This window comes from Amycolatopsis oliviviridis (genome assembly GCF_014654365.1).
In the GTDB taxonomy this organism is placed as follows: Bacteria; Actinomycetota; Actinomycetes; order Mycobacteriales; family Pseudonocardiaceae; genus Amycolatopsis; species Amycolatopsis oliviviridis.
Window position 1 is genome coordinate 167478 of sequence record NZ_BNAY01000004.1, and the last position, 18417, is coordinate 185894.

Consider the following 18417-nt stretch of genomic DNA (forward strand, 5'->3'; position numbering starts at 1 on the left):
TATGTCCACTTCGAAGCACGGGTGAACACCTGATGACCGAGAATCGCCCTGTCCGGCCGGAGCCCGGCCGTCACAACCTCGACCCTCATCTCGACCGCTACGCCGCGCGTACGGCCGGGATGACTGCTTCCGAGATCAGGGCGTTGTTCGCGGTGGCCAGTCGCCCCGAGGTGGTCTCGCTCGCCGGCGGGATGCCGAACCTCGCCGCGCTCCCGTTGGACACGCTGTCCGCGCAGGTCGGCGAGCTCATCGCCGAAGAAGGCCTGGTCGCGCTGCAGTACGGCTCGGCGCACGGCGTCCCGGCCCTGCGCGAGCAGATCTGCGAGATCATGGCCCTCGAAGGCATCAAGGCCCACCCGGACGACGTCGTCGTGACGGTCGGCTCGCAGATGGGCCTCGACATGGTCACCCGCCTGTTCTGCGACCCGGGCGACGTCATCATCGCCGAGGGGCCGTCGTACGTCGGCGCGCTCGGCTCCTTCGCTGCCTACCAGGCGGACGTCGTCCACGTCGCGATGGACGACCACGGCCTGGTCCCCGAAGGGCTGCGGGCCGCGCTCGCGGAGACGCGGAAAGCCGGCCGCCGGGTCAAGTTCCTCTACACGATCCCCAACTTCCACAACCCCGGCGGCGTCACGCTGGCCGTCGAGCGGCGCGCGGAGATCGTGGAGATCTGCCGGGAGAACGACATCCTCATCGTCGAGGACAACCCGTACGGCCTGCTCGGCTTCAGCGGGCAGACGTACCCGGCGCTCCGCTCGATCGACCCCGACAACGTCGTGTACCTGGGCTCATTCTCGAAGACCTTCGCTTCCGGCCTGCGGGTCGGCTGGGTGCTCGCGCCGCACGCCGTCCGGGAGAAACTCGTGCTCGCGGCCGAGTCCGCGACGCTTTGTCCGCCGACGCTTAACCAGTTGATCGTGTCGCGATACCTCGCGACTCACGACTGGATGGGGCAGATCAAGACCTTCCGCGAGAACTACCGGGAGCGCCGGGACGCGATCCTGTCCGCGCTCGAACAACATATGCCCACCGGGTGCAGCTGGACCAAACCCGACGGCGGTTTCTACGTCTGGATGACCGTCCCCGAAGGCGTGGACACGAAGGCGATGCTGCCGCGGGCCGTCACGGCCCGGGTCGCGTATGCCTCCGGAACCGGCTTCTACGCAGATGGTTTCGGCAGCAGACAGTTGCGTCTTTCCTACTGCTACCCGACGCCGGAGCGGATCCGCGAGGGCGTCCGGCGGCTCGCCGCGGTGCTCGAGTCCGAAATGGACCTCGCGCGTACCTTCGGTAACGTGAGCCCACGCTCGATCTCGGGGCCGCAGAACCCCTCTCCGGACACGGTCTGATCGGCCGGACGTCCCCCAAGAACAAAAGGAGTCCTCGGTGGTCGACCGCACCGTTGCCGTACTCGCAGGCGGGCTTTCCCACGAACGCGATGTCTCCCTCCGCTCCGGGCGCCGGCTCTCGGTCGCGTTGCGGGCGGAAGGCCTCACCGTCGAGGAATGGGACACCGACGCGGGTCTGCTCGAACGCCTCCGCACCCAGCGCCCCGACGCGGCCATCGTCGCCCTTCACGGCGGGGAGGGGGAGAACGGCGCTGTGCAGACCGTGCTGGAGATGCTGGACGTGCCCTATGTGGGCACCAGCTCGGCGGGCTGCCGCCGCGCGTGGGACAAGCCGACGGCCAAGGCGCTCGTCGCCGACGCGGGTTTCACCACGCCGGACTGGGTCGTGCTGCCGCACAGCACCTTCCGCGAACTCGGCGCGCAGGCCGTGCTGGACGCGATGGTCGACACGCTGGGCCTGCCCCTGATCCTCAAGCCCGACCAGGGCGGTTCGGCGCTGGGCGCCCAGGTCGTCAAGGAAGCCTCGGAGATGCCCGGCGCGATGGTCGGCTGCTTCGCTTACGGCGACACCGTTCTCGCCGAGAAGTTCGTATCGGGCGTTGAGGTGGCCGTGACGGTCATCGAAGGCGAAGAAGGTCCCGAAGCCTTGCCCGCGGTCGAGATCGTGCCGGAGAGCGGCGTGTACGACTACAAGGCCCGCTACACCGCCGGGCTGACCGATTTCTTCACACCCGCTCGCATCAGCGACGACGCCGCCAAGGCGGTCGGCGAACTGGCCGTCGCCGTGCACCGGCAACTCGGGCTGCGCGACATCTCGCGTACCGACGCCGTGGTCGCCGAGGACGGCACGGTCTACTTCCTCGCGGCGAACCTGTCGCCGGGCCTGACCGAGACGTCGATCGTGCCCGTGGCGATCGAGGCCGCCGGCGCCACCCTCGGCTCGGTCTTCGCCGACCTCGTCGGACGGGCGATCTCCCGCAAGAGCTGAACCGGGTTCGACGAAAGGGGACTTGCCCACCGCGGGCGAGTCCCCTTCTTCATTTCCCGGTGACGACGACCTGGTACTCGTCCTCGTAGATGATCCGGCCCGGATCCGCCGACCGGACGGTCTCGCACGGGATCCCGTGCGTCTCGAGGATCGCCAGATAGCCGTCGACCCGCTCGATGAAGACCTGGGCGCTCGCCTTGAACCACGCCGCGGCCCCGGGATTCACCGCGGCGTCGTAGACGCTCGGATCGGTGTGCGCCGGGTTGATGAAGTTCGCGTCGTACCAGTCGTTGTTCGCCCGGCGGAAGGCTTCTTGCTCGGCGGTCAGGTGTCCGGCCCGGGCGAGGTTGTTGACGAGACCGAAGACCCCGGTGAAGGTTCCACGCTCGTTGCGGGTCGGGCTCTGGAAGCGGACGAAGGGCAGGCCGCTCATCGCCGGGGCCATCCACTCACCCACGCCAACAGCTCCTCATCGCGCAGGGAGCCGATCACGACATCGGCGGGGAAGTCTTGATGCTTCAAAGTGGGCACGCCGATGACGGGCATCCCGGCCGTCCGCGCCGACCGGAGACCGGTCATCGAGTCCTCGAACGCCAGCGCGTCGGCGGGCTCGACGTCCAAGAGGCGGCAGGCGGTCAGGTACATCTCCGGATCCGGCTTCGGCGCCGTCACTTCGTCGGCGGCCAGTTTCACGGGAAACATTTCCGAAAGTCCGCCGCGAGCGAGCGCGGCGTCCAGGAGGGCTCGGGGCGAGTTGCTCGCGACGGCGACCGGAACGGCGGCGGCGGTCAGTTCGACCAACTCACGCGCGCCGGGCATCGCCTCCGCTTTCGCGGTCACGACCTCGGTCACCAACCTCAGCAACTCGTCCGCGATCTCGGTGCCGCCGCCGGGTTCGTCGAACGCCTTCGCCATCGCGTCGGCGGCGGCGGGGAGCGACTTGCCGATCACCAACGCCTTCTCGTCCGAACCGAACGGCAGACCTTGCCGCGCGAACAGTTCGGTCTCGGCCACCGACCAACACGGCTCGGTGTCCATGAGCAATCCATCGCAGTCGAAGACCACCGCGCGCGGATTTCGACCGCCGAAGAGTCCCTTCACACTTGCCCCCAGTTCAAGCACTCAGCGTCACACTGCTGTCATCACACAGCTATCGTCACCGTGACAAAACGACCCGGGGTGATCCCTAATCGGTTTCACGTGTCTGTTTTGCCTGATTTTCGTCCATCAGCGCGACGATGCGTTCAAGATCGTCCACCGAGCCGAATTCGAGCGTGATCCGGCCTTTCCGGCGACCGAGGTCGACCTTCACGCGAGTGTCGAAGCGGTCCGAAAGCCGGTTCGCCAGTTCCTGGAGACCGGGAGCCTGGATCGGCTTGCGGGGAGCGGGCTTCGGCTTGGCCGGCTTCTCGCTCTTTTTGAGCGTGACGGCTTCCTCGGTCGCGCGGACCGACATGCCCTCGGCGACGATCCGCGCGGCCAGCTCCTCCTGACTGTCGGCGTCTTCGAGTGAGAGCAGCGCCCGCGCGTGGCCCGCCGAAAGCACCCCGGCCGCGACCCGTCGCTGGACCGCGAGGGGGAGTTTGAGCAAGCGGATCGTGTTCGTGATGACCGGGCGGCTGCGCCCGATCCGGCCGGCCAGCTCCTCGTGCGTGACCGCGAACTCGTCGAGCAGCTGCTGATACGCGGCCGCCTCTTCTAGCGGATTGAGCTGAACGCGATGGATGTTCTCGAGCAGCGCGTCGCGCAGCATCGCCTCGTCGGCGGTCTGGCGGACGATCGCCGGGATCGCCTCCAGCTCCGCCAGCTGAGACGCGCGCAGCCGCCGCTCGCCCATGACGAGTTCGTACTCGTCGGTGCCGAGCTCCCGGACCACGATGGGCTGCATGAGCCCGAACTCGCGGATCGAGTGCTCCAGCTCGTTGAGCGCGTCTTCGTCGAAGACCTGCCGCGGCTGCTTCGGGTTCGGCTTGATCTGGCTGACCGGCACCTCGCGGTAGACCGCGCCCGCGACCGTTCCGCCCTGAACACCGGCCGCACCGTTGGCCGCGAACCAGCCCTTGTCCTCCGGTCCGGACGAGCCGGCCGGGGGAGCGGGGACCGCGGTCGAACCGTTCTCGGCGGGGGCCGCGGAGCCCGGTGGCGGGCCCGTCGGGATCAGGGCGGCGAGCCCGCGCCCGAGCCCCCCTCTGCGCTCGCTCATGCCGTACCGCTCCTTTCTTTCATCTCCACCCCACGCTGCGCGATCTCCTTCGCCGCGTCCACGTAGCTCATCGCGCCCCGGGAACCCGGGTCGTACGCGAGGACCGTCTGCCCGTATCCGGGCGCCTCGGAGACCTTCACGCTGCGCGGGATGACGGTCTTCAGCACAGTGTCCCCGAAGTGGTTCCGGACCTCGTTCGTCACCTGATCGGCCAGCTTCGTCCGGCCGTCGTACATGGTGAGCAGAATCGTGGAGACGCTGAGTTCGCGGTTCAGGTGCGCCTGAACGAGCTCGATGTTGCTCAGCAGCTGCCCCAGACCTTCGAGCGCGTAGTACTCGCACTGGATCGGGATCAGCACCTCCTGCGCGGCGACCATCGCGTTGACGGTCAGCAGACCGAGCGACGGCGGGCAGTCGATGAAGACGTAGTCGACGCCGATCTCGTCGAGGATCTCGGACGAGAGCGCCTCCTTGAGCCGCATCTCGCGGGACGCCATGGAGACGAGTTCGATCTCGGCACCGGCGAGGTCGATGGTCGCGGGCACGCAGTAGAGGTTGGGTGACTGCTCGCTCTGCTGCGCCGCCTCCGCGAGCGACACCTCACCGATCAGCACCTCGTAGATCGAGGGCGTGCCGGACCGGTGGTCGATGTCGAGCGCGGTGCTCGCGTTGCCCTGAGGGTCGAGGTCGATCACGAGCGTCTTGAGCCCGTGGACGGCCAGGGCGGCGGCGAGGTTCACCGTGCTCGTCGTCTTGCCGACGCCGCCCTTCTGGTTGGCGACCGTCAGCACGCGCCGGCGGTTCGGCCGGGGGAGCGCGCCCTCCTTGGGGTGCAGCACGCTGGCGGCGCGGACGGCTTCTTCAGCGATGGGCGTCCAGCCGAGTTCGTGGCCAGTGCTCGCAGGGTCGGACGGTGGGGGAGTCACCGGTCTCGAGCCTCCTCTGTATTAGACGTTGGAGTCGTTCTGCGTTGTTTCACGTGGAACCGGACTAGCTGCGCCTGCCGCGCTGGCGCGACGGCTTCGGGGGCAGGCGGTGGATCACGACGACCGTGCTGGGGACTTCGAGCACCTTCGTGCCGCACTCGAAGACTTCCGGCTCGCCGCCGCCTGCCTTCCGGACGGCGGCGCGATCGCGTTCGATTTCCTCTCCGGCGCTCGCTCCTTTGAGGGCGACCAGAGATCCTTGCGAGCGCACGAGCGGGAGGCACCAGTTCGCGAGCCGGGCCAAGGGAGCGACCGCCCGGGCGGTGACGACATCCGCGCCACCGAGCTCCTCGCGTACCTGCCGCTCTTCCGCGCGCCCGCGGACAACGGTGATGGGGAGTTCCAGCTTCTCGGCAACCTCGGCCAGCCAGTCGACCCGGCGGGCCATCGGTTCGAGCAGAACGATATCGAGGTCCGGTCGGCTGATCGCGAGCGGTACACCCGGAAGCCCGGCACCCGACCCGACATCGACCACACGCGCGCCGTCGGGGATCCGCTCACCGATCACGGCGGAGTTCAGGACGTGCCGCTCCCAGAGACGGTCGACCTCACGGGGTCCGATGAGCCCGCGCTCGACGCCGTGGCGCTCCAGCAGTTCGACGTAGCCGATGGCTTGCTCGACGCGGTCTCCGAATACTTCCGACGCCGCACTCCGTACCGATGCGGCGACCCCGTCCAAGCCCACTCTCTCTCCTCAACCTCGACGCCGTTTCACGTGAAACGCGCTCCGACTGATTGTCCATGACGTCGACCGCAAAGCGGGGAGACAGACCGAAGTTGTGGACAACTCCACTCGCCTCGCGCGTTTCACGTGAAACGCCACGCGTGTAATTCGCACCAGGGGTCGCTCGCGAGCGACCCCTGTATATAAGGAAGCGGCCCGCCGGATGACCGGCGGGCCGCTTCGCGCAAAGAATCCGTCAGGCGGGGAAGATGACGACCCGGCGCTTCGGGTCCTCTCCTTCGCTCTCGCTCTTGACGCCGTCGACGGCGGCGACCGCGTCGTGCACGACCTTCCGCTCGAACGGGCTCATCGGCTGAAGCCGGACCCGCTCGCCGGAGGAGACCACCGTCTCCGCGGTCGAGCGGCCGAGCTCGCGAAGCTCCTCGCGACGGTCCGCGCGCCAGCCCGCGATGTCCAGCATCAGGCGGCTCCGTGAGCCGGTCTCCTGCTGGACCGCCAGCCGCGTCAGCTCCTGCAGCGCCTCGAGGACGGTGCCGCGCGGTCCGACGAGCTTCTCCAGATCCTCGCCACCGTCGATGCTGACGATCGCGCGGCCCGCTTCGACATCGAGGTCGATGTCTCCGTCGTAGTCCAGAAGGTCGAGCAGCCGCTCGAGGTAGTCGCCGGCGATGTCGCCCTCCTTCACGAGGACGTCGTCGTCGACACCTCCCTTGCGAGCGGTCTCCTCAGCGGCGCCTTCGACCTCGGCCGCGCTGTTCTCTTCGGCGTCGATCGTGTCGATCGTCTCCGCCATTGTTGGTCTCCTCTCCAGCCCGGATCGGCGTCAGCGACGCTTCCGGCCCGATTTCTTAGTCGAGTCCGAGATGAGACCGGGCGTGTCCGCGCCGCTCTCCTTCGAGCCGTTCGTCGTCGGCTCGGCTGATGCGTTCTTGGTGTCCTTCTTCTCCGCGGTGGCGGAACCGGTTTGGGCGAAGCCGTGGGGCGAGCCCGCCTTCTTGACCTGACCGGTGGAGGACGGCTTGTTCTTCTTCTGCTGGACGGGCTTCTGGCCGGGGCGCGGCGCGGTCGGCTTCTGGCCCGGCTTCGGGCCGAGGTTCGCGCGCTTCTCCTTCTCGGCTTCCTTGCGGGCCTCTTCTTCCTTGTCGATCCGCGTGTAGACGAGGCGCTGCTGCATCAGGGTCCAGCCGTTGTTCGCGAGCCAGTAGAAGAGCAGGCCGACCGGGAACAGCGCACCGAAGACGAGGACACCGAGCGGGAAGATGTACATCGTCAGCTTGTTCATCATCGCGGTCTGCGGGGTCGCCGACTCGGGGTTCTGACGCTGGACCGAGTGACGCGCGGTGAGGTGCGTGGCGATGCTCGCGACGATCATCAGCGGGATCGCGACCGGGGCGACGCCCCAGTGGAAACCGGCGACCGTGTTGCCACCGCTGACCACCCCGACGCCGGTGTAGATGGCGTCGCCGAGGGTGACACCGAAGATCTTCGCGTGAACGTACGACTCGACACCGGCCTGGGTGAAGAAGTAGTTCTCGGTCTTCGGGCCGCCGTACGGGTTGATCGTGAACATCCGCAGCACGTGGTTCAGACCGATGAAGACCGGGATCTGCAGCAGCATCGGCAGGCAGCTGCCCAGCGGGTTGACGCCGTGCTCCTTCTGGAGCTTCTGCATCTCCATCGCCTGGCGCTGCCGGTCGTTCGCGTACTTCTTCTGGATCTTCTTCATCTCCGGCGCGAAGTCCTGCATCTTCTTCATCGACCGGACCTGGTTCACGAACGGCTTGAACATGATGCCGCGGACCGTGAACGTCAAGAAGATGATCGCGAGGATCCAGGAGATCGCGTTCGACTCGCCGAGCACGAACCCGAAGACCTTGTGCCAACACCACAAGATGAAGGACACGGGGTAGTAGATGAAGTCGAGCACTGAGCTACTCCTCGATCGGTGTTTCAGGTCGGCGGTGGCGCCACGAGAACGTCTCGGGTACCGGATCGCGGCCGGGCATGGTCCATGGGCCACAGCGCAGCAAACGCCGGACCGCGAGATAGGTGCCGCGGCCGGCGCCGTGCCGGGTCAGTGCCTCGACGGCGTACGCGCTACAGCTCGGGTAGAACCGGCACGCCGGAGGAAGGAAGGGGGAGATCGCCTTGCGGTACAGCTTGATGGGCAGGAGCAGCACCCATGCCACCGGGCCGGGCCGGGCGTCTTCGGTGGTCTCGTTCTCGGTGGCTCGCATGCCGTTACACCGCTGATCCGTTGTCGGGGGGTCGCGTCTCGCGGGACTTCCCGGCGACGGCGGATTGCCCGGACAACCCGAGACGCCGCAAAGACGCGTCGAGGTCCGAGCCGAGTTCCGCGCTGGACGCGTCCGCGGCCGGTGGTAGTGCCCGTATCACCAACGAGCTCCCGGGCGGCAGTGTTCCGATCCGGTCGGAAATGAGATGCCTCAACCGGCGGCTCACCCGGTGGCGGACCACCGAGTTCCCCACGGCCTTGCTCACCACAAAACCCGCCCGCGCCGCTTCGGCGGCATCGGACGGGTCCGTGGTCAACGCATGGACGACGAGGCGGCGCCTGCCTGCCTTGGCCCCACGCCGCATCACGGCACGGAAATCCTCACTGCGCCGCAACCGTGCGGCGACCGGCAGCACGACGTCCCTCGACGGCGGCCGGATCAGGCGGACAGCGCGCCGCGGCCCTTGCGACGGCGAGCCGCCAGGATGGCCCGGCCGGCGCGGGTCCGCATCCGCAGCCGGAACCCGTGGACCCGGGCGCGTCGGCGGTTGTTCGGCTGGAAGGTGCGCTTACCCTTGCTCACGACTAACTTCTCCTGTTTCTCGGCCGCCGGGAACGGTTCGACCCGTTCCTGGCGTGTCGTGCTGACGCACGGCAGTCTCTGGTGTCTCCTACCAACGTGTGGCCTCGTCACGTCGAGCGACGACAACGTGGGCACGCGAAACGCCCCCGCTGTATACGGGAGACCTTACGAGGGTACGCACCCACCGCCAGGGCCCGGCAGGCACCCCCTCGACCACGGACCGCGACCGTACCGGGAGAGTGATCACCGACGACGCGAGGGCATCGAATGGCAACACGCCGTACACCGTGAAATGCTTGCGCGCGAGGACGCCTTGTGGCAACGAGCGGGGCTTGTTAGCGTGCCCCTCCCGGGTTTTCGCCGAGGTGGAACGGTGCAGGCGCCCGGGTGTCCTTGGGGATGTGGAGGCGTCCCGTCGGCATACGTCGATCCCGCAGGTGGGCTCACCGCGGGTCGCCGTACATTAGTGCACAGCTGTGGACAACTATGTGGATATTTGCTGTGCGCATGAGCCGATCGGGCCATGATGACGCTCGACCCGGCGTTTCGGGCCGCTGAGTGATCTCACGCACGCACCGAATGAGGGGAGGGGAGTCAGGCAGGTGTCCGATCACCAGCACAATCTTGGCGTCATCTGGGAACAGGTCGTGCGCGAGCTGTCCGATGGCACCCTCTCCCCGCAGCAGCGCGCCTGGATGCGGGTGACCCGGCCGATCGGCCTGCTCGACGGCACCGCGCTCCTCGCCGCTCCCAGCGACTTCGCCAAGGAAGCGATCGAACGCGCCCTCCGCGGCGCGATCACCGAAGCCCTCTCGCGCCGGCTCGGCCGCGCGGTCTCCCTCGCGGTGAAGGTCGACAGCACCGAGACGCACACCTCGATGCCGCCTCCCGCTCCCGGTCCTCGCTACGACCCTTCACCCGGCCGGGTGGAAAACGGGTCCGGCCCGGTGCCGGGTACCCCACCACTGCCCGACGGTGACGGCATGCTGTCCCCGACCAGGCCCCGGCCCGAGCCTCCGAAGCCGAGGCCGCCGAGGCAGCGGCCGCCGGTGGACAACAGCCTGAACGATGGCGACGACAGCGATGAAGAAGTCGACGAAGAGGGCGAGGCCCTCGCCGCCGTGACCGAGATCTGGCCGACGTTCTCCGGCCAGCCGATCGCGGGTCAGCCCTACACCGCGCCGGCGCAGCCGCAGACGTCGAAGACGAAGCTCAACGAGAAATACACGTTCGACACCTTCGTCATCGGCGCGTCGAACCGCTTCGCGCACGCGGCCGCGGTCGCCGTCGCCGAAGCACCGGCGCGCGCGTACAACCCGTTGTTCATCTGGGGAGAGTCCGGACTCGGGAAGACCCACCTGCTGCACGCCGTCGGGCACTACGCCCAGCGGCTGTTCCCCGGCATGCGCGTGCGGTACGTGTCGACCGAAGAGTTCACCAACGACTTCATCAACTCGCTGCGGGACGACCGCAAGGTCGCCTTCCAGCGCCGCTACCGCGACATCGACATCCTGCTCGTCGACGACATCCAGTTCCTGGAAGGCAAAGAAGGTACGCAGGAAGAGTTCTTCCACACCTTCAACACCCTCCACAACGCGAACAAGCAGATCGTCGTCTCCTCCGACCGCCCGCCGAAGCGCCTCGAAACGCTGGAAGACCGGCTGCGCACGCGGTTCGAGTGGGGCCTCATCACCGACATCCAGCCGCCGGAACTCGAAACGCGGATCGCGATCCTTCGCAAGAAGGCCGCGCAGGACCGGCTCGCGGTTCCGGGTGAGGTCCTGGAGTTCATCGCTTCGCGCGTCGAGGCGAACATCCGGGAACTCGAAGGCGCGCTCATCCGCGTCACCGCCTTCGCGTCGCTGAACCAGCAGCCGGTCGACGTCGCGCTCGCCGAAATCGTGCTCCGGGACCTCATCCCGGATTCGCACGCGCCGGAGATCACCGCGCCGACCATCATGGGTGTCACGTCCGAGTTCTTCGACGTGACCCTCGACGATCTCTGCGGGCCCGGAAAGACGAAGGCGCTCGCGACCGCGCGTCAGATCGCGATGTACCTCTGCCGCGAACTGACGGACATGTCGCTGCCGAAGATCGGGCAGACCTTCGGCGGCCGCGACCACACGACGGTCATGCACGCGGACAAGAAGATCCGCAAGGAGATGGCCGAACGACGGCGCATCTACGACCAGGTCCAGGAGCTGACCTCCAGGATCAAACAGCGCGCACGCCAGTAATCCCTTAGCACACAAGGCTTTCAGGGGCTCTCACCGTCCAGGTGGGAGCCCCTTCTTCATGCCCTCTTCCGGCTCGCACGGCCGTCCAAAGAGGTCAGAAGGACGCTTAGAGCCGCGAAGGCCGGGTACCTGAACGACACCACGAACGTGGTGAAAGACGCGGTACGTGCGTACACGCACTTTTGAATTTTCCCTTGTGTACAAAGGAATCCACATGCTGTGGGTAGCTTGTGCACAACTCCGGCGGACGAGGGACCAGCGGTGATCGGGTTTCCGTCCACATCGCACTCACAGGCAATCCACAGAATTTCCACACCATGATCCACACACTGTCCCCAGGTTGCCCACATCTTGTGCACAAGGGTGACGCGAGCTGCTCGGATCACTCTCCCGAGCGATTCCGGTCACGAACCGGACCCACAGCCCCTGGGTACAAATCGCCGCACAACTGGGGATAACCGTGGGGACAACTGTGGATGACTGTGGACAGATCGAGCGTGGCCCGAAACCATCCACGGACGACCCGAGCTGTCCACCGTCCGTACACACCCGGAGTCCACAGCCTTCGAGGCGCCCGGACCTGCGCGAACGAGCCTTGTCCACACAATCCACAACACCTATTACTACTGCTGTCTTTTCTTCTTCTCTAGAAGAGAACAAAACAAAAACAGGCGAAGGACGAAGTTGGGGACAGCCGGAGAGCCGTGTCGTCTTGTCGACAAAAGCAAGGGGAGGCCGAGGTGACGCGGACACCCGGGACGGCCTAACGTGGGTCCCTGCACCTGGTCTGCGTGTCGACGTGCGTTCGCGTCCTCGCACGGACCGAACACACCTGCGAGGCACCTGGCCATCGCGCTCTCCGGCCGAGGTGACCCGTTGAGCTTTCGAGCCGTCAGGGGCTCGGCTGTCGAAAGGAAGCGCGCATGAAGATCCGCGTCGAGCGTGACGGGCTGGCCGACGCCGTCGCGTGGGTGGCGAGAAGCCTCCCGTCGCGGCCTCCGGTCCCGGTGCTGGGCGGTGTCCTGCTCGATGCGGGATCCGACGGGACGAGTGACGCACTCACCGTCTCCGGATTCGACTACGAGGTCTCCGCCACGGTCGGCGTCCCGGCCACCATCGCCGACGGCGGCCGCCTCCTGGTCTCCGGCCGTCTGCTGGCCGACATCACCAAGTCACTGCCCGCGCAGCCGGTCGAGATCTCCGTCGACGGCGCCCGCGCGACCATCACCTGCGGCTCCGCGCGCTTCTCCCTGCCGACCATGCCGGTCGAGGACTACCCGCAGCTCCCGTCCCAGCCCGCCTTCGCCGGCGAACTCACCGGCGACGCCTTCGGCCAGGCCGTCACGCAGGTCGTCGTCGCCGCGGGCAAGGACGACACCCTCCCGATGCTGACCGGCATGCGGCTGGAGATCTCCGGTTCCTCGCTGACCCTGGTCGCCACCGACCGGTTCCGGCTCGCGATGCGCGAGTTCACCTGGGAGCCTGCCGAGGGCCTGTCCGACGCCGCCGTGCTCGTCCCGGCGCGCACGCTCGCCGAAGCCGCGAAGACACTCGGCGCCAGCGGGTCCAAGATCCGTCTCGCGCTCGCCAGCGGTGAGGGCCTCCTCGGCCTCTCCGGCTCCGGCCGCTACACGACGACCCGCCTCCTCGACGCGGAGTTCCCGCCGTATCGGCAGTTGCTGCCCGCGCAGCACACGTCGCGCGCGGTCATCGAGGTCTCCGCGCTCGCCGAGTCGATCAAGCGTGTTTCGCTGGTCGCCGAGCGTGGCACCCAGGTGCGGCTGGAGTTCAAGGACGGTTCGCTGCGGCTCTCCGCCGGCGGCGACGACGAGGGTTCGGCCGAAGAAGAGCTTCAGGTCGACTACGAGGGTGAGCCGGTGACCATCGCGTTCAACCCGGGTTACCTCGTCGACGGGCTCGGCGCGCTGAACGCGAACCGCGCGGAACTGACGTTCACCACTCCGAACCGGCCGGCGCTGATCAAGCCCGCCGACGAAGAGGGCAACGTCGTCCCCGGCTACCTGTACCTGCTGATGCCGGTCCGCCTCCCTGGCTGACCGGTCGTCGGTTTTTCTTTCGCACCAAAGGGGATCTTCATGGCTCAGCTGGGACTCATCGGCCTCGGCAAAATGGGGTTCAACATGCGTGAGCGGCTGCGTGCGGCCGGTCACGAGGTGATCGGTTACGACCGCAACCCCGACGTCACCGACTCCACGTCACTAGAGGACATGGTGTCCAAACTGGACGGTCCCCGGATCGTCTGGATCATGGTGCCCGCCGGTGAACCCACCCGGCAGACCGTCGCGGAGCTCGGCAACCTGCTGTCCGAGGGCGACCTCGTGATCGACGGCGGCAACTCGAAGTACACCGACGACAAGATCAACGGCGACCTCCTCGCCGCGAAGAAGATCGGTTACCTCGACTGCGGGGTTTCCGGTGGTGTGTGGGGCAAGGACAACGGCTACGGCCTGATGGTCGGCGGCGCGGCTTCGGACGTCGAGAAGGCCATGCCGATCTTCGACGCGCTTCGTCCCGAGGGCCCGCGCGAAGAGGGCTTCTCGCACGCAGGCGCCGTCGGCTCCGGTCACTACGCGAAGATGATCCACAACGGCATCGAGTACGGCATGATGCAGGCCTTCGCCGAAGGCTTCGAGCTGCTCGAAGCCGCGAAGGTCGTCGAGAACGTGCCCGCGGTGATCAAGGGCTGGCAGCGCGGGACGGTCGTCCGCTCGTGGCTGCTCGACCTGCTCGTCCGCGCGCTCGACGAGGACCCGGAGCTCGACGACCTGGAGGGCTACGTCGAGGATTCCGGCGAAGGCCGGTGGACCCTCGAAGAGGCGATCAACAACGCGGTCCCGGCGCCGGTCATCTCGGCCGCGCTGTTCGCGCGGTTCGCCTCGCGCCAGGAGGACTCCGCCGCCATGCGGGCCGTCGCCGCGCTGCGCAACCAGTTCGGCGGCCACGCAGTGAAAAAGGTCCAGTGACGACGGCCGGCCACTAGGCAGACGGGTTGTACTTAAGACATCTCCAGGTCACCGACTTCCGGTCCTGGCCACTGGCCGATCTCGCGCTCGAACCCGGCCCGACCGTCCTCGTCGGACAGAACGGCCGCGGCAAGACGAACCTCCTGGAGGCGATCGGCTACATCGCGACCCTGGGTTCGCATCGTGTCGCGACCGACGCACCGTTGGTGCGGCACGGGTGCGAACGCGCGCTGATCAGGGTCGCGGTGGTCAACGAGGACCGCGAACTGACGGTCGAGCTGGAGATCACCCCCGGCAAGGCCAACCGCGCGCGGGTCAACCGCGGCGCGGTCGGCAAGCCGCGTGACGTGCTCGGGATCCTGCGCACGGTGCTGTTCTCCCCGGAGGACCTGGCACTCGTGCGCGGGGATCCCGGGGAACGGCGCCGGTTCATGGACGAACTCCTCGTGCTGCGCGCGCCCCGGTACGCCGGGGTCCGCGCCGACTACGAGAAGGTGCTGAAGCAGCGGAACGCGCTTCTCAAGACGGCGGGCAAGCGTCGTACGGGGCGTGAAGACCCGTACGCGCTGTCGACGCTCGACGTCTGGGACGACCACCTGGCGGTGGCGGGGGCCGCGTTGCTGGCCGCCCGGCTCAACCTCATCGCGGACCTCGCGCCGTACGCGGCCTCCGCGTACATGGGGGTCGCGCCCGATTCGAGACCGGCGAAGATCGCGTACAGGTCGAGCCTGGGCGAAGCGATGCCAGAGGGCTACGGCACCCCGGACGGTCCTCGCGCCGACCAAGCAGTGCTCAAGGAAGTGCTGGTCGAGGCCTTGAAGCGGTCGCGGAACCTGGAGCTGGAGCGCGGGGTGAGCATGGTCGGCCCGCATCGGGACGAGCTCGATCTCATCCTCGGCGAAGCACCCGCGAAGGGCTACGCGAGCCACGGGGAGTCCTGGTCGTTCGCCCTCGCGTTGCGTCTGGGAAGCTACGAGCTCCTGCGTGGCGAGGCCGGGGAACCGGTGCTTCTGCTGGATGATGTGTTCGCCGAGCTGGACCGGCGCCGCCGGGCCCGGCTGGCGGAGGTGGCGGCGAGTGCCGAGCAGGTGCTGGTGACCGCCGCCGTGGACGAGGACGTACCCGCCGAACTGGCCGGGGCCCGATTCCTCGTGGCAGATGGTGAGATCAACCGAGGGTGATCCGCGCGGCGGACACCCCGGGTGATCGGCGCCACAGCAGTTGCCCACCGATCTGGGGACAAACCTGTGGACAGTGTGGATAACACCGTGAACGCGTTATCGCCCCGCGTGACCAAGGGGCCTGATAAGCGGCTTGACACCCCCCGCTCGGGCGGTAACCCGAGTGAGGGAGCCTTGTTCGACACGCAGAGTGAACAGGCTCCGGTATCGAACGGCCCAACCGATACCGAAGGCAAGGGCTCGACTACCGGTCGTGACCTCGCGCGTGCCGCCCTGGACGCCGCGAAAGCCAAAGCGAAGGCGCGCGGAGTTGAACCAGGCGTGCGTCGTGGCCGTATCACCGGAGGAGGGTCCGGTGCGAACGGCCAGAGTTCGCGACGTCGGCGCTGGTCAGGACCGGGCGCCGACATCCGCGACCCGCAGCCGCTCGGCAGGCTCGCGTCCCGGATCGCGGTCGACCGTGGCTGGAACACGCGGCTGGCCAACGGTCAGGTCTTCGGCCACTGGGCTCGGCTCGTGGGTGACGAGGTCGCGGAACACGCGCAGCCGGTCGCCCTGAAGGACGGCGAACTGACCGTGCGCGCCAGCTCGACGGCGTGGGCGACGCAGCTTCGCCTGCTTCAGAGTCAGCTGCTGGCGAAGATCGCGAAAGGCGTCGGACACGGCGTGGTGAAGAAGATGCGGATACAGGGGCCGACGGCGCCCAGCTGGCGGAAAGGGCCGCGGCACGTCCCGGGGCGTGGACCGCGTGACACGTACGGCTGACCCGACTTGCGCTTCGCCGCGTCTGTGCTTCGGAGACCGTGCCGCCAAAGCCCCGAGAAGCCGCTCAGAGTGCTTCGGATGAGTCAAGACTCTTCTTCGAACGAATTAGCGCGCCTGTGAGCAAATCAGGGGTGTCCTTGCCGCATGTCTGCGGACGCGGCCAAGTACACTGGAGACGAGCGAGCTTCCGCTCGGGGTAGACGAGGAGAATCAACGCCTGTGACCGAGAACAAGAGCGAGTACAACGCGTCGTCGATCACGGTGCTCGAAGGTCTCGAAGCCGTCCGCAAGCGTCCCGGTATGTACATCGGTTCCACCGGTGAACGCGGCCTCCACCACCTCGTCCAAGAGGTGGTCGACAACTCCGTCGACGAGGCGATGGCGGGCTTCGCCACCAAGGTCGAGGTTACCCTGCTGGCCGACGGCGGGGTGCGCGTCGTCGACGACGGCCGCGGCATCCCGGTCGACATCCACCCCAAGGAGCAGAAGCCGACCCTGGAGGTCGTGCTCACCGTGCTCCACGCGGGCGGCAAGTTCGACAGCGACTCCTACGCGGTCTCCGGTGGTCTGCACGGCGTCGGCGTCTCCGTGGTGAACGCGCTTTCGACGAGGCTCACCGCCGAGGTCAAGTACGGCGGCCGCAGCTGGCGCCAGGAGTACACCGACCAGATCCCCGGTGAGCTGCAGGACCTCGGCCCGGCCGACGAGACCGGCACCACGATCACCTTCTGGGCCGACGGCGACATCTTCGAGACCACGACGTACAACTTCGAGACGATCTCCCGGCGGCTCCAGGAGATGGCCTTCCTCAACAAGGGCCTGACCCTTTCGCTGCGCGACGAGCGCGTCGCCGACGAAGAGACCGAAGCGGACGCTTCCGGCCAGGCGGCGCGGGTCAAGGAAAAGACCTACTGCTACCCGGGCGGTCTCGAAGACTTCGTCAAGCACATCAACGGCAGCAAGGACCCGATCCACGCGTCCGTGATCTCCTTCGAGGCCCAGGGCACCGGCCTCGAGGTCGAGGTCGCCATGCAGTGGAACAACGGCTTCACGCCGTCGGTGTACACCTTCGCCAACACGATCAACACGCACGAGGGCGGCACGCACGAAGAGGGCTTCCGTGCCGCGCTCACCCGCGTCGTCAACGCGTACGCGCGCGAGAAGAAGCTGCTCAAGGAGAAGGACGCCAACCTCTCCGGTGACGACGTGCGCGAGGGTCTCGCCGCGATCGTCTCGATCAAGCTCTCCGAGCCGCAGTTCGAAGGCCAGACCAAGACCAAACTGGGCAACAGCGAGGCCAAGACGTTCGTGCAGCAGACGTCGAACGAGTGGCTGGCCGACTGGTTCGAGCGCAACCCCACCGAGGCGAAGACGATCATCAACAAGTCGATCTCCTCGGCGCAGGCGCGGATGGCCGCCCGCAAGGCGCGCGACCTGGTCCGCCGCAAGGGCGCGCTGGAGATCGGCGGGCTGCCCGGCAAGCTCAAGGACTGCCGCTCGACCAACCCGTCGGAATGCGAGCTCTACATCGTCGAGGGTGACTCGGCGGGCGGTTCGGCCAAGGAAGGCCGCGACTCGATGTACCAGGCGATCCTGCCGATCCGGGGCAAGATCATCAACGTCGAGAAGGCCCGTATCGACCGCGTCCTCAAGAACACCGAGGTCCAGTCGCTGATCACCGCGCTCGGCACCGGTATCCATGAAGAGTTCGACATCGAGAAGCTGCGGTACCACAAGATCGTGCTGATGGCCGACGCCGACGTCGACGGCCAGCACATCACCACGTTGCTGCTCACCTTCCTGTTCCGGTTCATGCCGCCGCTGATCGAGCACGGGCACGTGTTCCTCTCGCGCCCGCCGCTGTACAAGATCAAGTGGCCGCGTCAGGACCCGGAGTACGCCTACTCCGACAGGGAACGCGACGCCGTCATCCAGGCGGGTGTCGAGGCCGGCCGGAAGCTGCCGAAAGACGACGCGATCCAGCGCTACAAGGGTCTCGGCGAGATGAACGCCGAAGAGCTGTGGGAGACCACGATGGACCCGGCGAACCGGCTGCTCGGCCAGGTCACCCTGGACGACGCCGCGCAGGCCGACGACCTGTTCTCCGTCCTGATGGGCGAGGACGTCGAGGCGCGCCGCTCCTTCATCACGCGCAACGCCAAGGACGTTCGCTTCCTGGACGTCTAGCCGTCCCCGCTCTCTTTTGTCCCTTTAGGA

General features: G+C 67.4%; 18 protein-coding genes. 8 read left to right on the forward strand and 10 right to left on the reverse strand.

What is annotated here, in order from left to right; genetic code table 11:
* The first annotated feature begins 32 nt into the window (after nt 1-32).
* Both IE302_RS18530 and IE302_RS18535 read left to right on the forward strand, forming a co-directional pair.
* Nucleotides 33-1352 (forward strand): aminotransferase-like domain-containing protein, encoded by a 1320-nt coding sequence (locus tag IE302_RS18530; protein WP_191255776.1) that lies wholly within the window; start codon nt 33-35, stop codon nt 1350-1352.
* A gap of 37 nt (nt 1353-1389) precedes the next feature.
* Complete coding sequence (locus IE302_RS18535) at nt 1390-2340, forward strand: D-alanine--D-alanine ligase family protein (RefSeq protein WP_191255777.1); 951 nt, start codon at nt 1390-1392, stop codon at nt 2338-2340.
* Between the two features lie 49 nt (nt 2341-2389).
* Here IE302_RS18535 and IE302_RS18540 read toward each other — a convergent pair whose 3' ends face one another.
* The 10 genes from IE302_RS18540 to rpmH all read right to left on the reverse strand — a co-directional run bounded on the left by IE302_RS18540 (nt 2390) and on the right by rpmH (nt 9033).
* Nucleotides 2390-2797, reverse strand: a complete 408-nt coding sequence (locus tag IE302_RS18540) for a hypothetical protein (RefSeq protein WP_229907838.1) — start codon at nt 2795-2797, stop codon at nt 2390-2392.
* Nucleotides 2770-3462 (reverse strand): HAD family hydrolase, encoded by a 693-nt coding sequence (locus IE302_RS18545; RefSeq protein WP_308436888.1) that lies wholly within the window; start codon nt 3460-3462, stop codon nt 2770-2772. Before IE302_RS18545 ends, IE302_RS18540 begins: the two co-directional genes overlap by 28 nt.
* 64 nt (nt 3463-3526) lie before the next feature.
* Nucleotides 3527-4543, reverse strand: a complete 1017-nt coding sequence (locus IE302_RS18550; RefSeq protein ID WP_191255779.1) for a ParB/RepB/Spo0J family partition protein — start codon at nt 4541-4543, stop codon at nt 3527-3529.
* Nucleotides 4540-5469 (reverse strand): ParA family protein, encoded by a 930-nt coding sequence (locus IE302_RS18555; RefSeq protein ID WP_005154505.1) that lies wholly within the window; start codon nt 5467-5469, stop codon nt 4540-4542. The genes IE302_RS18550 and IE302_RS18555 overlap by 4 nt, the downstream gene beginning before the upstream one ends.
* 64 nt (nt 5470-5533) lie before the next feature.
* Nucleotides 5534-6214: a 16S rRNA (guanine(527)-N(7))-methyltransferase RsmG gene (gene rsmG, locus IE302_RS18560; protein ID WP_191255780.1), complete on the reverse strand. Its 681-nt coding sequence runs from the start codon at nt 6212-6214 to the stop codon at nt 5534-5536.
* 235 nt (nt 6215-6449) lie between these two features.
* Nucleotides 6450-7007, reverse strand: coding sequence for a Jag family protein (locus IE302_RS18565; RefSeq protein WP_007032243.1), 558 nt, complete (start codon nt 7005-7007; stop codon nt 6450-6452).
* A 30-nt stretch (nt 7008-7037) separates the two neighbouring features.
* Nucleotides 7038-8141, reverse strand: a complete 1104-nt coding sequence (gene yidC / locus IE302_RS18570) for a membrane protein insertase YidC (protein ID WP_191255781.1) — start codon at nt 8139-8141, stop codon at nt 7038-7040.
* Between the two features lie 4 nt (nt 8142-8145).
* Nucleotides 8146-8451, reverse strand: a complete 306-nt coding sequence (gene yidD / locus IE302_RS18575; protein ID WP_016338357.1) for a membrane protein insertion efficiency factor YidD — start codon at nt 8449-8451, stop codon at nt 8146-8148.
* Between the two features lie 4 nt (nt 8452-8455).
* Nucleotides 8456-8866, reverse strand: coding sequence for a ribonuclease P protein component (rnpA, locus tag IE302_RS18580; RefSeq protein WP_191255782.1), 411 nt, complete (start codon nt 8864-8866; stop codon nt 8456-8458).
* A gap of 23 nt (nt 8867-8889) precedes the next feature.
* A complete protein-coding gene (gene rpmH / locus IE302_RS18585) occupies nt 8890-9033 on the reverse strand; it encodes a 50S ribosomal protein L34 (protein WP_005154511.1) in 144 nt (47 codons plus the stop codon).
* 602 nt (nt 9034-9635) lie between these two features.
* Here rpmH and dnaA point away from each other — a divergent pair.
* The 6 genes from dnaA to gyrB all read left to right on the forward strand — a co-directional run bounded on the left by dnaA (nt 9636) and on the right by gyrB (nt 18387).
* Nucleotides 9636-11270, forward strand: coding sequence for a chromosomal replication initiator protein DnaA (gene dnaA / locus IE302_RS18590; RefSeq protein WP_191255783.1), 1635 nt, complete (start codon nt 9636-9638; stop codon nt 11268-11270).
* Nucleotides 11271-12193: 923 nt separating this feature from the next.
* Nucleotides 12194-13327: a DNA polymerase III subunit beta gene (dnaN, locus tag IE302_RS18595; protein WP_005154513.1), complete on the forward strand. Its 1134-nt coding sequence runs from the start codon at nt 12194-12196 to the stop codon at nt 13325-13327.
* A 39-nt stretch (nt 13328-13366) separates the two neighbouring features.
* Nucleotides 13367-14254 carry a phosphogluconate dehydrogenase (NAD(+)-dependent, decarboxylating) gene (gnd, locus tag IE302_RS18600; RefSeq protein WP_191255784.1) on the forward strand — a complete coding sequence of 296 codons (888 nt, stop codon included), beginning with the start codon at nt 13367-13369 and terminating at the stop codon, nt 14252-14254.
* A gap of 26 nt (nt 14255-14280) precedes the next feature.
* The gene (gene recF, locus IE302_RS18605; protein WP_191255785.1) at nt 14281-15435 is read left to right on the forward strand and encodes a DNA replication/repair protein RecF; all 1155 of its coding nucleotides are present in this window, start codon (nt 14281-14283) and stop codon (nt 15433-15435) included.
* Between the two features lie 273 nt (nt 15436-15708).
* Nucleotides 15709-16200, forward strand: coding sequence for a DciA family protein (locus tag IE302_RS18610; protein ID WP_039916669.1), 492 nt, complete (start codon nt 15709-15711; stop codon nt 16198-16200).
* A 219-nt stretch (nt 16201-16419) separates the two neighbouring features.
* Nucleotides 16420-18387, forward strand: coding sequence for a DNA topoisomerase (ATP-hydrolyzing) subunit B (gene gyrB / locus IE302_RS18615; protein WP_191255786.1), 1968 nt, complete (start codon nt 16420-16422; stop codon nt 18385-18387).
* Nucleotides 18388-18417 lie beyond the last annotated feature (30 nt).

What these genes read in the sequence shown, in the direction of transcription:
- yidD (WP_016338357.1), bottom strand. Translation starts at nt 8,451, where the DNA reads ATGCGAGCCACCGAGAACGAGACCACCGAAGACGCCCGGCCCGGCCCG.
- dnaN (WP_005154513.1), top strand. Translation starts at nt 12,194, where the DNA reads ATGAAGATCCGCGTCGAGCGTGACGGGCTGGCCGACGCCGTCGCGTGG.
- IE302_RS18550 (WP_191255779.1), bottom strand. Translation starts at nt 4,543, where the DNA reads ATGAGCGAGCGCAGAGGGGGGCTCGGGCGCGGGCTCGCCGCCCTGATC.
- gnd (WP_191255784.1), top strand. Translation starts at nt 13,367, where the DNA reads ATGGCTCAGCTGGGACTCATCGGCCTCGGCAAAATGGGGTTCAACATG.
- IE302_RS18565 (WP_007032243.1), bottom strand. Translation starts at nt 7,007, where the DNA reads ATGGCGGAGACGATCGACACGATCGACGCCGAAGAGAACAGCGCGGCC.
- IE302_RS18530 (WP_191255776.1), top strand. Translation starts at nt 33, where the DNA reads ATGACCGAGAATCGCCCTGTCCGGCCGGAGCCCGGCCGTCACAACCTC.